The organism is Leclercia sp. 29361 (genome assembly GCF_011290365.1).
Taxonomy (GTDB): Bacteria; Pseudomonadota; Gammaproteobacteria; order Enterobacterales; family Enterobacteriaceae; genus Enterobacter; species Enterobacter tamurae.
Genome location: NZ_CP049786.1, coordinates 2,089,823 through 2,101,860, shown reverse-complemented (window position 1 = coordinate 2,101,860; position 12,038 = coordinate 2,089,823). Strand labels below are relative to the sequence as shown.

Annotated in this window: 14 protein-coding genes; 8 read left to right on the top strand and 6 right to left on the bottom strand. The window is 56.3% G+C overall.

What is annotated here, in order from left to right:
• Positions 1–69: 69 nt before the first annotated feature.
• A complete protein-coding gene (locus tag G7090_RS10030) occupies positions 70–966 on the bottom strand; it encodes an aldo/keto reductase family oxidoreductase (RefSeq protein WP_166182292.1) in 897 nt (298 codons plus the stop codon).
• 48 nt (positions 967–1,014) lie between these two features.
• A complete protein-coding gene (locus tag G7090_RS10025) occupies positions 1,015–1,254 on the bottom strand; it encodes a DUF1289 domain-containing protein (RefSeq protein WP_106993700.1) in 240 nt (79 codons plus the stop codon).
• A 144-nt stretch (positions 1,255–1,398) separates the two neighbouring features.
• Between G7090_RS10025 and eptA the strand changes: the two genes are divergently transcribed.
• The 5 genes from eptA to rnt all read left to right on the top strand — a co-directional run bounded on the left by eptA (position 1,399) and on the right by rnt (position 6,057).
• Entirely contained in the window at positions 1,399–3,030 is a 1,632-nt protein-coding gene (gene eptA / locus G7090_RS10020) for a phosphoethanolamine transferase EptA (protein ID WP_371811835.1), read from the top strand.
• Between the two features lie 38 nt (positions 3,031–3,068).
• Positions 3,069–3,668: a TetR/AcrR family transcriptional regulator gene (locus tag G7090_RS10015; protein WP_166182291.1), complete on the top strand. Its 600-nt coding sequence runs from the start codon at positions 3,069–3,071 to the stop codon at positions 3,666–3,668.
• Between the two features lie 53 nt (positions 3,669–3,721).
• On the top strand, positions 3,722–4,819 hold the full coding sequence (locus G7090_RS10010) for an alkene reductase (protein ID WP_166182290.1): 1,098 nt from the start codon (positions 3,722–3,724) through the stop codon (positions 4,817–4,819).
• An 83-nt stretch (positions 4,820–4,902) separates the two neighbouring features.
• Complete coding sequence (gene gloA / locus G7090_RS10005; RefSeq protein WP_106993697.1) at positions 4,903–5,310, top strand: lactoylglutathione lyase; 408 nt, start codon at positions 4,903–4,905, stop codon at positions 5,308–5,310.
• A 96-nt stretch (positions 5,311–5,406) separates the two neighbouring features.
• A complete protein-coding gene (gene rnt / locus G7090_RS10000) occupies positions 5,407–6,057 on the top strand; it encodes a ribonuclease T (protein ID WP_166182289.1) in 651 nt (216 codons plus the stop codon).
• 46 nt (positions 6,058–6,103) lie between these two features.
• Here the strand turns inward: rnt and grxD are convergent, their stop codons facing one another.
• On the bottom strand, positions 6,104–6,451 hold the full coding sequence (gene grxD / locus G7090_RS09995; protein ID WP_032617810.1) for a monothiol glutaredoxin 4: 348 nt from the start codon (positions 6,449–6,451) through the stop codon (positions 6,104–6,106).
• 336 nt (positions 6,452–6,787) lie between these two features.
• On the opposite strand from grxD, the gene G7090_RS09990 reads away from it, so the two are divergent.
• Positions 6,788–7,591 carry a C40 family peptidase gene (locus G7090_RS09990; protein WP_166182288.1) on the top strand — a complete coding sequence of 268 codons (804 nt, stop codon included), beginning with the start codon at positions 6,788–6,790 and terminating at the stop codon, positions 7,589–7,591.
• Between the two features lie 122 nt (positions 7,592–7,713).
• Positions 7,714–8,295 carry a superoxide dismutase [Fe] gene (sodB, locus tag G7090_RS09985; protein ID WP_166182287.1) on the top strand — a complete coding sequence of 194 codons (582 nt, stop codon included), beginning with the start codon at positions 7,714–7,716 and terminating at the stop codon, positions 8,293–8,295.
• Between the two features lie 35 nt (positions 8,296–8,330).
• Here sodB and G7090_RS09980 read toward each other — a convergent pair whose 3' ends face one another.
• Both G7090_RS09980 and G7090_RS09975 read right to left on the bottom strand, forming a co-directional pair.
• Entirely contained in the window at positions 8,331–9,497 is a 1,167-nt protein-coding gene (locus G7090_RS09980; protein WP_166182286.1) for an MFS transporter, read from the bottom strand.
• A 163-nt stretch (positions 9,498–9,660) separates the two neighbouring features.
• Positions 9,661–9,750: a YnhF family membrane protein gene (locus G7090_RS09975; RefSeq protein ID WP_106993692.1), complete on the bottom strand. Its 90-nt coding sequence runs from the start codon at positions 9,748–9,750 to the stop codon at positions 9,661–9,663.
• 295 nt (positions 9,751–10,045) lie between these two features.
• On the opposite strand from G7090_RS09975, the gene purR reads away from it, so the two are divergent.
• The gene (gene purR, locus G7090_RS09970; protein ID WP_106993691.1) at positions 10,046–11,071 is read left to right on the top strand and encodes an HTH-type transcriptional repressor PurR; all 1,026 of its coding nucleotides are present in this window, start codon (positions 10,046–10,048) and stop codon (positions 11,069–11,071) included.
• Here purR and punR read toward each other — a convergent pair.
• Entirely contained in the window at positions 11,068–12,000 is a 933-nt protein-coding gene (gene punR / locus G7090_RS09965) for a DNA-binding transcriptional activator PunR (RefSeq protein WP_106993690.1), read from the bottom strand. The genes purR and punR overlap by 4 nt on opposite strands.
• Between the last annotated feature and the right edge of the window lie 38 nt (positions 12,001–12,038).

The window sequence follows — 12,038 nt, the reverse complement described above, 5'->3', positions numbered from 1 at the left end:
GGTTATTTTTTGCCCCTTAAGTTTATACCAGGGGCAAGAATTTCACCGGAAAGTCAGATAAATACGGAATTACGGCACGTCGTAACCCAGCGCGGCTTTCCGGATGCGGAACCACTGCTGGCGCGTCATCTGCAGCTGCTCTGCCGCCAGGGCTGAACGCACCCGTTCGATTTTACCGGAACCGATAATCGGCAGCGGCTGCGACGGCAGACGTAAAATCCAGGCGTACACCACCTGCTCGATGGTTTCGGCATTCATCTCCTGGGCGACCTGAGCGAGTTCATCGCGCAGCGGCTGGAAGGCGTCGTCATTAAACAGACGACCGCCGCCGAGGCAGGACCAGGCCATCGGCCGGATGCGCAGCTGCTGGAGCTGATCGAGGGTCCCGTCCAGCAGCAGTGGCTGGTATACCGGCGATATTTCGACCTGGTTGGTCGCCAGGGTGAACGGCAGACGCGACTGGAGCAGGGCAAACTGCGCCGGGGTAAAGTTGGACACGCCGAAATGGCGCACCTTGCCGCTCTGGTGCAGGGCGAGGAAGGCTTCAGCAACCTCGTCGGCATCCATCAGCGGATCCGGGCGATGGATCAGCAGCAGGTCAAGATAATCGGTGGCCAGATTGGTAAGGGACTGCTCTGCACTGCTGATGATGTGGTCGCGGTCGGTAATGTAGTGACCGAGGGCATGCTCTGGTTTGGCCGTGGTGGCAATGCCGCATTTAGTGACGATCTCCATCCGCTGACGCAGCGCGGGAGAGAGCTTCATGGCCTCACCGAAGGCCGCTTCACACTGGTAGCCGCCGTAGATATCGGCATGATCTACGGTGGTGATCCCCAGATCAAGATGTTGTTCAATAAAGCTGACCAGCTGTTGGGCGGACATGTTCCAGTCCATCAGACGCCAGTAACCCATCACAAAACGAGAAAACTCAGGGCCCTGCGGGGCAAGGGTAATACGCTGAACCATAGCAATTTCCTTAAAAAAAGTCTGGGGAGAGTATACGCATTCGCGGCGCTAAAAAAGTGAGGGTTGCTGCGGTTCTTCGCTTTCGGGGGCTTTGTTTGCGCGTAATTTACGCAACAGACGCTGACGACACAGGCGCAGGACCTCCTGCTTCTGGGCATCGCTAAAGGATTGCCAGTTAAAACGCTCTTCCCGACTGCGCATGCAGCCGCGACAGAATCCCCGCTCGTCAGACTGGCAGATACCCCGGCAGGGACTCTGGACGGGAAAGAACTCCAGTTGTTCAGCCACACGACCCTCCCGACACCCAAGATTTAGTAAAGTGAAGACCTTAAGCCGGGGTAACGCAAGGCGTCAATCACAGAATTGTGGCATTAAGGTTTCACTAATCTTCGCTCCCTATACTCGCCTCATCAATACGATGCAGGCTTAATGATGATGATCAGCTTAAAAAAGTTACAGTGTAACGACACAAGATTCACGCTGGGCTGTGCCCTCTTATTTACGCTGTTAAATGCCCTGTTTATTCATCGCAGCTGGCAGGTGATCTCCCCCGCCCGACTGCATGACGTGCTCTTCGCCCTCACCGTGCCGCTGGTGCTGTTCTGCGGCTGGGTGATTGTATTCAGCATCCTGAATATCCCGCTGATCCGCAAACCGTTGCTGGTGCTGCTAACCCTCGGCTGCGCGGCAGCGACCTGGTTTATGTTTACCTACGGAGCGGTAATCGACCAGAACATGATGGTCAACGTTTTTGAGACCAACTCCCAGGAAGCCACGGCGCTGGTCACCCCGCAGCTGGTGCTGTGGCTGGTTGTCGCCGGGCTGGTACCTGCCAGCGTGCTGGCAATGATCCGTATCCGCCCCGGTAAGTGGTGGCAGATCATGTTAATGCGTCTCGCGGCCATTCTCGGAAGCACAGTAGTGATTATTCTGGTAGCGGCGGTCTTTTATAAGGACTACGCCTCGCTGTTCCGCAATAACAAAGGCATCGTCAAAATGGTCACGCCGGCTAATTACGTCAGCGCCATCGCCAAATACAGCAAGGCCCGCTGGTTCGCCGGCGATCAGACCTTAATCCGCCTCGGTGAAGATGCCCGTAAAGGCCCGGTGCTGCTGGCAGAGCAAAAAAAGACCGTACTGGTGCTGGTGATCGGGGAAGCCTCCCGGGCGGAGAACTACTCACTGAACGGTTACCACCGTGAGACCAACCCTGAGCTGAAAAAAGAGAATGTGATTAACTTCCCGCAGGCCTCCTCCTGCGGCACCGAAACCGCCGTCTCGGTGCCCTGCATGTTTTCGGGAATGCCGCGGAAAAAATATGATGCCGACCTGGCGCACCATCAGGAAGGGTTAATGGATGTGCTGAATCACGCCGGGATCAACCTACTGTGGCGGGATAACGATGGGGGCTGTAAAGGCGCCTGCAACCGCATTCCCCACACCGACATGACCCAGTGGAAGCTGGATCAGTTCTGTAAGGATAAATCCTGCATCGATGACGTGGACCTTTACCGCCTGAATGAGACGCTGGATGGCCTGAAACAGGATACGGTACTGGTTATCCACCTGATGGGCAGCCACGGCCCGGCCTATTATCAACGTTATCCGGCGCAGTACCGTCGCTTTACCCCAACCTGCGACACCAATGAGATCCAGGACTGCGATCATCAGGCGCTGATGAATACCTACGACAATACCATTCTGTATACCGACAGCGTGGTGAGCAGAACCATCGATGCCCTGAAAGCTCGTCAGGGAACGATGAACACGGCGCTGGTCTATCTCTCGGATCATGGCGAATCGCTGGGGGAAAACGGCCTGTATCTGCACGGCACGCCGTACCTGCTGGCCCCGGAGCAGCAGACCCATATTCCGTTTATGTTCTGGCTGTCCAGGAACTACCAACAGAGCTTCGGCGTTGATGAGCAGTGTCTGCGCGACCAGGCGGCAAAAGAGACGGTCTCGCAGGACAATCTGTTCTCCACGATGCTGGGAATGATGAACATTCAGACGTCGGTCTATCAGCCGGATATGGATCTGCTCAGCCACTGCCGTCGAACATAAGGCTTGCATTAGACCGATTGGTCTACTACATTGACGACATGAATAAGCATACTGAACACGATACACGCGAACACCTTCTGGCAACCGGGGAGCGGCTTTGCATGCACCGCGGGTTTACCGGAATGGGGCTGAGCGAGCTGCTGAAAACCGCCGATGTGCCGAAGGGGTCGTTCTACCACTACTTCCGCTCTAAAGAGGCGTTTGGCGTGGCGCTGCTGGAGCGCCATTATGCAGGTTACCATCAGCGCCTGGCGGCGCATTTCGCCAGCGGCGTGGGAAACTGTCGGGATCGTGTTCTGGCTTATTATCAGGAGACGCTGGCCCAGTTTTGTGCCCAGGGCATTATCAGCGGCTGTCTGACGGTAAAACTCTCTGCCGAGGTCTGCGATCTCTCTGAAGATATGCGCACCGCGATGGATAAAGGGGCCACGGGTGTGATCACCCTGCTGGCGCAGGCGCTGGCGAAAGGCCGGGATGAGAAGTCACTCGCTTTCACTGGCGAACCGCTCACTCAGGCGCAGGTGCTCTACTCCCTGTGGCTGGGCGCCAATCTGCAGGCCAAAATGTCCCGCAGTGCGCTGCCGCTGGAGAGCGCGCTGGACCATGTTAAAAACATCATTGCTACGCCTGGCGTTTAACAGGCGTTTTTATTTCATGAATTACTAGACGACCGGTCTACTCAGGAGCCACTATGTCAGCCGAAAAACTCTTCACCCCGCTTAAAGTGGGCGCGATCGTTGCACCAAACCGCGTCTTTATGGCACCCCTTACGCGTCTGCGCAGCATTGAGCCGGGCGATATCCCCACCCCACTGATGGGCGAATATTATCGCCAGCGCGTCAGCTCGGGTCTGATCATCTCTGAAGCCACTCAGATTTCCGCCCAGGCCAAAGGCTATGCCGGCGCACCTGGCCTGCACAGCCCGGAGCAGATCGCGGCGTGGAAGAAGATCACCGACGGCGTGCACGCCGAAGAGGGCCGCATCGCGGTCCAGCTGTGGCACACCGGCCGCATCTCGCACAGCAGCATCCAGCCTGGCGGCGAGGCACCGGTTTCGGCCTCTGCCCTCAACGCGGGAACCCGCACCTCCCTGCGCGATGAAAATGGCCACGCCATTCGTGTCGACACCACCACGCCACGCGCGCTGGAGCTGGACGAGATCCCTGGCATCGTCAACGACTTCCGCCAGGCTGTCGCCAATGCCCGTGAAGCCGGTTTCGACCTGGTCGAGCTGCACGGTGCCCACGGCTATCTGCTGCACCAGTTCCTGTCACCGTCTTCTAACCATCGCACCGATCAGTACGGCGGCAGCGTAGAGAACCGCGCCCGTCTGGTGCTGGAAGTGATTGATGCTGTTTCAAACGAATGGAGCGCCGATCGCATCGGGATCCGCGTCTCGCCGATCGGTTCGTTCCAGAATGTCGACAACGGCCCGAACGAAGAAGCCGACGCGCTGTACCTGATTGAAGAGCTGGCTAAACGCGGCATCGCTTATCTGCACATGTCCGAGCCAGACTGGGCGGGTGGTGAGCCATACACCGACGCCTTCCGCCAGAAAGTGCGCGACCGCTTCCCGGGCGTGATCATCGGTGCAGGCGCGTATACGCCGGAAAAAGCAGAAGATCTGATCAACAAGGGGCTGATTGATGCCGTGGCCTTTGGCCGCGCCTACATCGCCAACCCGGATCTGGTGGCACGCCTGGAACGTAAAGCCGAGCTGAACCCGCAGCGTCCGGAGAGCTTCTACGGCGGCGGCGCGGAAGGTTATACCGATTACCCTTCTTTATAATCCCTTCATTGATAGCGGCGACGATTCGCCGCTATACTAAAACATCGTTTCTGTTCAAGATGATAAAAAGCTAAGAGGATACTATGCGCCTACTTCACACCATGCTGCGCGTTGGCGACCTGCAACGTTCTATTGAGTTCTACACCAACGTACTGGGTATGACCCTGCTGCGCACCAGCGAAAACCCGGAGTACAAATACTCTCTGGCGTTTGTCGGTTACGGTCCTGAGAGCGACGAAGCCGTTATCGAACTCACCTATAACTGGGGCGTTGAGAGCTACGACCTGGGCAACGCTTACGGCCATATCGCGCTGGAAGTGGATAACGCGGCCGAAGCTTGCGAGCGTATCCGCAGCAACGGCGGTAACGTCACCCGTGAAGCGGGTCCGGTTAAAGGCGGCACCACGGTGATCGCGTTTGTTGAAGATCCAGACGGTTACAAAATCGAACTGATCGAAGCCAAAGACGCGGGTCGCGGTCTGGGCAACTGATCCCTGCGGGCGCGCCATGCGCCCGTTGTTTTACTGCATCTCATAGCAAAATTTGCCATAATGCCCACTGCTTTTTTCCCCTTGTAAGAGATCCAGATGTCCGATAACGCTCAACTTACCGGTCTGTGCGACCGTTTTCGTGGTTTTTATCCTGTAGTCATTGATGTCGAAACCGCTGGATTTAATGCCAAAACCGATGCGCTGCTGGAGATTGCCGCCATCACGTTGAAAATGGATGAACAGGGCGATTTGCTGCCGGACTCCACGCTGCACTTTCACGTTGAACCCTTTGAAGGGGCCAATCTGCAGCCTGAGGCGCTGGCGTTTAACGGCATTGATCCGCATAACCCGCTGCGTGGAGCGGTCAGCGAATATGAGGCGCTACATGCCATTTTCAAGATGGTGCGCAAGGGCATGAAGGACCAGAACTGTAACCGTGCCATTATGGTGGCGCATAACGCGACCTTCGATCACAGCTTTATGATGGCCGCCGCCGAACGTGCGTCACTGAAGCGGAACCCATTCCACCCGTTTGTCACCTTCGATACCGCCGCATTAAGCGGGCTGGCGCTGGGACAAACCGTACTGTCGAAAGCCTGCATTACCGCCGGAATTGAGTTTGACGGCACCCAGGCGCACTCTGCCCTCTACGATACCGAGCGGACAACGGAACTGTTCTGTGAAATTGTGAACCGCTGGAAACGCCTTGGCGGCTGGCCGCTGCCGGAAGCCGACAACAACGCATAAAAAAAGCGACCCTAAGGTCGCTTTTTTATTTACCGGGCGCGGTGTATCACTCGGCGCCTGGCTCTTCTGATTTGTATTTTGCAGCCGTCTCTTTGATCAGCTGTTGCAGTTCGCCACGCTGATACATCTCAATCAGGATGTCGCAGCCGCCAACCAGTTCGCCGTCAACCCACAGCTGCGGGAAGGTCGGCCAGTTCGCGTATTTTGGCAGCTCAGCGCGGATATCCGGGTTCTGCAGAATATCAACGTAAGCAAAACGTTCGCCACAGGCCGACAGCGCCTGGACCGCCTGAGCGGAGAAACCACAGCTTGGCAGCTTCGGAGAACCTTTCATGTACAGCAGGATCGGGTTTTCAGCAATCTGCTGCTGAATTTTTTCAATAGTAGTGCTCATGTTTTGCTTCCTTTAACTTCTGTTACGGCAATCGTCTGACATTGTAGCGTTTCAGACCGACAACGGAAAATAACATTTTTGTCACTTATATGATTTTACCGCGCGTCCCTTAAAGTTGCATTCACAACCTAACTTATCGCGCGATTACCGGCGCTTTTGTTCAGGTAATGCACAAATCGCCCCAATGAAATTCTGATTTTTTGCACTCGCTAACGAAACACAGTTTTAGATGCAAAAAGTTTATTAACGCCGGGCCTTTTTATAGATTAGAATCGACGAGTTTTGTAAATCATAAGCCGGTTTATTTATAACCTGCAATTACCAGAGGATTGCCCAGTGGCGCGAATAAATACATTCTCGATCACGCTCTGTGCTTTGCTGTTTACTTCTCTCACATTCACGCCGATGGCTAACGCCTCAGAGCAGGCGCGGCCTTCTGCCGCGCATAAAACGCATCTGGCGAAAGCGACCGAACCCAAGAAAAAAAGCAGTACCAGCAAAACCGCAAAAAAAGAGAGCACCAGTAAAAAGAGCAGCACCAAAAAAAGCCTCGCTAAAACACAGTCAACGAATTCCAGTAAAAAAAGCCGAACCACCTCCCGCAGCGCCAGCCGAACCACGCAAACCGCCTCCCGCGTTGTGACAGAAAAATGCACTGCCCGCAAAGGGCGTAAAGCGCATTGTGTTAAAAGCAGCAAAACCACCACCCTTGCCGAAGCGCATAAAGTCCGGGTGCAAAAAGCCCAGAAGACGGCAATGAATAAGCTGATGGGTCAGATTGGTAAACCTTATCGCTGGGGTGGCAGTTCGCCGCGTACTGGCTTCGACTGCAGCGGTCTGGTCTATTACGCCTATAAAGATCTGGTTAAATTCCGCATTCCGCGCACCGCCAACGAAATGTACCACCTGCGTGACGCCTCTCCGGTCGATCGCGGTGAGCTGGAGAGCGGCGACCTGGTGTTCTTCCGCACCCAGGGTCGCGGCACCGCCGATCACGTCGGCGTCTACGTTGGTAATGGCAAATTTATTCAGTCGCCTCGCACCGGCCAGGACATTCAGATCACCTCCCTGAGCGAAGACTACTGGCAACGTCATTACGTTGGCGCACGTCGCGTGATGAAGGCTAACACCCTCCGTTAATCCCCTGCCCCGCTGGCGTCTCAGCGGGGTAAGTTCCTCTTTTGCATAGGCTTTCAATTTGCTACTCTACCCCTTCATTCAATAGGGTTATTGAATGGATCACTATAATAAGGAGAGAAGCAATGTCGTTTGAATTACCTGCATTACCGTATGCAAAAGACGCCCTGGCCCCGCATATCTCGGCGGAGACCCTGGAATACCACTACGGCAAACACCACCAAACCTACGTCACTAACCTGAACAACCTGATCGGCGGCAGCGCCTTCGAAGGGAAAACCCTGGAAGAGATCGTGCGCACGTCCGACGGCGGCGTGTTCAACAATGCTGCTCAGGTGTGGAACCACACCTTCTACTGGCACTGCCTGGCACCCAATGCAGGCGGCGAACCGACGGGCGAACTGGCTGCGGCCATCGCTGCTGTATTTGGCAGCTTCGCGGAATTTAAAGCGAAGTTTACCGATGCCGCGGTGAAAAACTTTGGCGCAGGCTGGACCTGGCTGGTGAAAGAGGCCGACGGCAAGCTGGCCATCGTCTCTACGTCTAACGCGGGAACGCCGTTAACCACCAGCGCTACCCCGCTGCTGACCGTCGACGTATGGGAACATGCGTATTACATCGATTACCGTAATGCGCGCCCGAACTACCTTGAGCACTTCTGGGCGCTTGTAAACTGGGAATTTGTGGCGAAGAACTTCGCGGCATAATGAACACGCCGAAGGGAACTCCTTCGGCGTTATTTTTATTCGGTGGCGCAAACCGGCTCGGGTTGTTTTCGCCCGGAGGCAAAGACCAGAATAAGTCCCAGGGCTGCAATAATCGCCCCCATCACCGGGACAAAGCTGTAACCCATCCCGCTGGAAATAACTGCCCCACCGGCAGCCGCCCCCAGCGCATTCCCCAGGTTAAAAGCACCGATATTTACCGACGACGATAAGCCTGGCGCATCGCTGGCCACGCGCATAACGCGCATCTGCAGCGGCGGAACCACCGCAAAGGTCGCCATACCCCAGACTACCATCGCCACGGCCGCGCCCACTTCATTACGCGCCAGCCACGGAATCGCCAGCATAATCACGATCAGCAGGAGTAAAAAGCCTTTCAGGGTGCCACTTACGGACTTGTCCGCCAGTTTGCCGCCGAGATAGTTGCCGATGGAGAAACCAACGCCAATCAGCACCAGCATGGCGGTGATAAAGGCCGGCGTCGCCTGGTTGATATCATGCAGCACCGGGGCAATGTAGGTGTAGAGCGTAAACATCGCGCCAGCCCCAAGCACGGTGGTCAGCAACGCAGATAACACCTGCGGACGCAGCAGGACCGCCAGCTCTTTGCGCACCTCCGGCTTTTCACCCGCCCCGCCCGCTGGCAGGGAGAAGAACAGCGCGATCATTGAGACCACGCCCAGCAGCGCGGTGGCCAGGAAGGACATGCGCCAGCCAATCATTTCACCCATCCAGGTTGCGGCCGGCACGCCGCCGATATTGGCGATGGTCAGGCCCATAAACATGGTGGCGACGGCGCTGGCCTGCTTGTGCTTCGGCACTACGCTGGCAGCGACCACCGACCCGAGGCCAAAGAAGGCGCCGTGGTTCAGGCTGGTCAGAATTCGGGACAGCATCAGGGTGGTGTAATCCGGGGAGAGCGCCGACAGCACGTTACCGACGGTAAAGATCGCCATCAGGAAGATCAGCGCGTTACGGCGACCGCGATGGGACAGCAGCAGGGTCATCAGCGGCGCACCCACCATCACGCCGATGGCGTAGGCGCTGATCAGCATGCCCGCAGCGGGAATTGAGACATCCACGCCCCGGGCGATAACCGGCAGCAGGCCCATCGGGGAAAATTCGGTGGTACCGATACCAAAGGCGCCAATGGCCAGGGCCAGCAGCGGAAAATTGATTCTCATACTTCAACTCCAGACACCGTGTCGTCAGGCGACACAGAACAATGAAGGCGAAAGCATGACACCAATCACAAAAAATGAGAAGTTAACAATTTGGCAAAAGATTTTTGCCGGGCGCGTAACAATCAGCGCAGGAACGAGGGAGAGCGGAACTCTCCCGCATCAATCAGTGCAGTGCCGCAGTCAGACCGCTGGCAACAATCAGACTCAGAACAATAATGGTGGTAATCAGCGAAAACTTAAGATCGGTACTCATCAATTTTTCTCCTTTTAATCACCCTATGAAGAGTGAGCCTGCTCATTTTTACACAGTTCCGGGTAAAAATCTTGCTGGATTTAGATTGATATCGGTTTTTGCTCTTCCCCTTTTGGCCAAGATAAGACAAAATTCCACGCTAAATTTATTAGCGTACCGGCCATTGACCCCCTCCTGACGTCCTGTGTCGTTTTCCCGGCGTACCGCAATTCAAATTGCGCAATTAGGGCGAGTGAAGGCAAACGTTTACCTATTGGTTTTTCAGGAGCTTAGATATGGTCTGGAGTGACATCTGATGGCAACAATTAAAGACGTGGCGAAACGCGCAAACGTTTCCACTACAACCGTATCACATGTTATTAACAAAACCCGCTTTGTCGCGGAAGAGACCCGCAACAACGTCTGGGCGGCCATTAAAGAGCTGCACTACTCTCCCAGCGCCGTAGCCCGCAGTCTGAAGGTTAATCACACCAAATCGATCGGCCTGCTGGCGACCAGCAGCGAAGCGCCCTATTTTGCGGAAATTATTGAAGCAGTTGAGAAGAACTGCTTCCAGAAGGGCTACACCCTGATCCTCGGCAACGCCTGGAACAGCCAGGAAAAACAGCGCGCCTATCTGTCGATGATGGCGCAGAAGCGCGTCGACGGCCTGATGGTGATGTGTTCCGAATACCCGGAATCCCTGCTGTCGATGCTGGAAGAGTATCGCAATATTCCGATGGTGGTGATGGACTGGGGCGAAGCGAAGGCCGACTTTACCGACTCGGTGATCGATAACGCCTTTGAAGGCGGATACATGGCCGGACGTTATCTGATCGAACGCGGTCACCGCGAAATCGGCGTGATCCCGGGAGCGCTGGAGCGCAACACCGGTGCCGGACGTCTGGCGGGCTTTATGAAAGCGATGGAAGAGGCCTTAATCACGGTCCCGGAAAACTGGATTGTGCAGGGCGACTTTGAACCGGAGTCCGGCTACCGCGCCATGCAGCAGATCCTCTCCCAGAGTCCGCGCCCGACCGCCATCTTCTGTGGCGGAGACATTATGGCAATGGGTGCGCTCTGTGCTGCCGATGAGATGGGCCTGCGCGTTCCGCAGGACGTTTCGCTGATCGGGTATGATAACGTGCGCAACGCCCGCTTCTTTACCCCGGCGCTGACCACCATCCACCAGCCAAAAGATTCGCTGGGGGAGACCGCCTTCAACATGCTGCTGGACCGTATCGTCAATAAGCGCGAAGAGTCCCAGTCAATTGAGGTGCATCCGCGCCTGATCGAACGCCGTTCCGTGGCGGATGGCCCGTTCCGCGACTACCGCCGTTAATCCTCTCCGGGAGCCAGCACCTCTGGCTCCCGCAGCCACTCCCGGTTCATCGTTTCACTGTCTCCCAGATACTCCAGCAGCCAGGCCAGGGCCGGTGACATATCGTTTTGTTGCCAGGTCAGGCAGCAGGCCGCATCCGGAAAGGGATTTTCCAGCGTCAGCTCGACCCACTTCCCGCTGTCGATCCACGGCCGGGCAAAATGCACCGGCACCATCCCCACGCACAGACCAGCCGAGAGGCAGGTGGCGGACGATTCCCAGTCCGGGGTGACGATCCGCCGCTGGTTATCCAGCAGCCAGGTGATGCGTTTCGGCAGCGAGCGGGAGGTATCCTCGCGCACCAGCGAGGGCCAGTTGCGCAGGGTATCATCGCTGAGCGGTCCTTCCATGGCGGCCAGCGGATGATGGCTGGCGACCACGCAGATCCAGCTCAGGGTGCCCATATCACGAAACGCATAGCGTCCCCCGACCGGGATCGCCTGGGTGGCGCCGATCGCCATCTCTACCCTGCCGTCCGCCAGCGCGTCCCAGACGCCGTTGAAGACTTCCTGCGAGACACGCAGCTCGACGTCGGAAAAGTGGCGGTAAAAATCGACAATCATCTGCCGGGTGCGCTCTGGGCGCACGATATTATCCACCGCAATGGAGATATGGCTCCGCCAGCCGTTGGCGATCTGCTGGCACTGTTCGCGGGTGATCTGCATTTTTTTGATAACAGACCGCCCCTCTTTGAGAAACCACGTCCCGGCAGGCGTGAGTTCCACGTCCCGGTGACGCCGCTCAAACAGCGGTACTGCCAGCCACTCCTCCAGCTGACGCACGGTGTAGCTGATGGCGGACGGGACGCGATGCAGTTCCTGCGCTGCTCCGCTGAAGCTGCCGTTACGCGCCACGGCATCCACCACTTCAAGAGAATATTCTGACCACATTTTCTGCCTGCAAAATTTTTGAATGCAACCGCCAAATA

What these genes read in the sequence shown, in the direction of transcription:
- G7090_RS10030 (WP_166182292.1), bottom strand. Translation starts at nt 966, where the DNA reads ATGGTTCAGCGTATTACCCTTGCCCCGCAGGGCCCTGAGTTTTCTCGT.
- eptA (WP_371811835.1), top strand. Translation starts at nt 1,399, where the DNA reads ATGATGATCAGCTTAAAAAAGTTACAGTGTAACGACACAAGATTCACG.
- G7090_RS10015 (WP_166182291.1), top strand. Translation starts at nt 3,069, where the DNA reads ATGAATAAGCATACTGAACACGATACACGCGAACACCTTCTGGCAACC.
- G7090_RS10010 (WP_166182290.1), top strand. Translation starts at nt 3,722, where the DNA reads ATGTCAGCCGAAAAACTCTTCACCCCGCTTAAAGTGGGCGCGATCGTT.
- gloA (WP_106993697.1), top strand. Translation starts at nt 4,903, where the DNA reads ATGCGCCTACTTCACACCATGCTGCGCGTTGGCGACCTGCAACGTTCT.
- rnt (WP_166182289.1), top strand. Translation starts at nt 5,407, where the DNA reads ATGTCCGATAACGCTCAACTTACCGGTCTGTGCGACCGTTTTCGTGGT.
- grxD (WP_032617810.1), bottom strand. Translation starts at nt 6,451, where the DNA reads ATGAGCACTACTATTGAAAAAATTCAGCAGCAGATTGCTGAAAACCCG.
- sodB (WP_166182287.1), top strand. Translation starts at nt 7,714, where the DNA reads ATGTCGTTTGAATTACCTGCATTACCGTATGCAAAAGACGCCCTGGCC.
- G7090_RS09980 (WP_166182286.1), bottom strand. Translation starts at nt 9,497, where the DNA reads ATGAGAATCAATTTTCCGCTGCTGGCCCTGGCCATTGGCGCCTTTGGT.
- G7090_RS09975 (WP_106993692.1), bottom strand. Translation starts at nt 9,750, where the DNA reads ATGAGTACCGATCTTAAGTTTTCGCTGATTACCACCATTATTGTTCTG.
- purR (WP_106993691.1), top strand. Translation starts at nt 10,046, where the DNA reads ATGGCAACAATTAAAGACGTGGCGAAACGCGCAAACGTTTCCACTACA.
- punR (WP_106993690.1), bottom strand. Translation starts at nt 12,000, where the DNA reads ATGTGGTCAGAATATTCTCTTGAAGTGGTGGATGCCGTGGCGCGTAAC.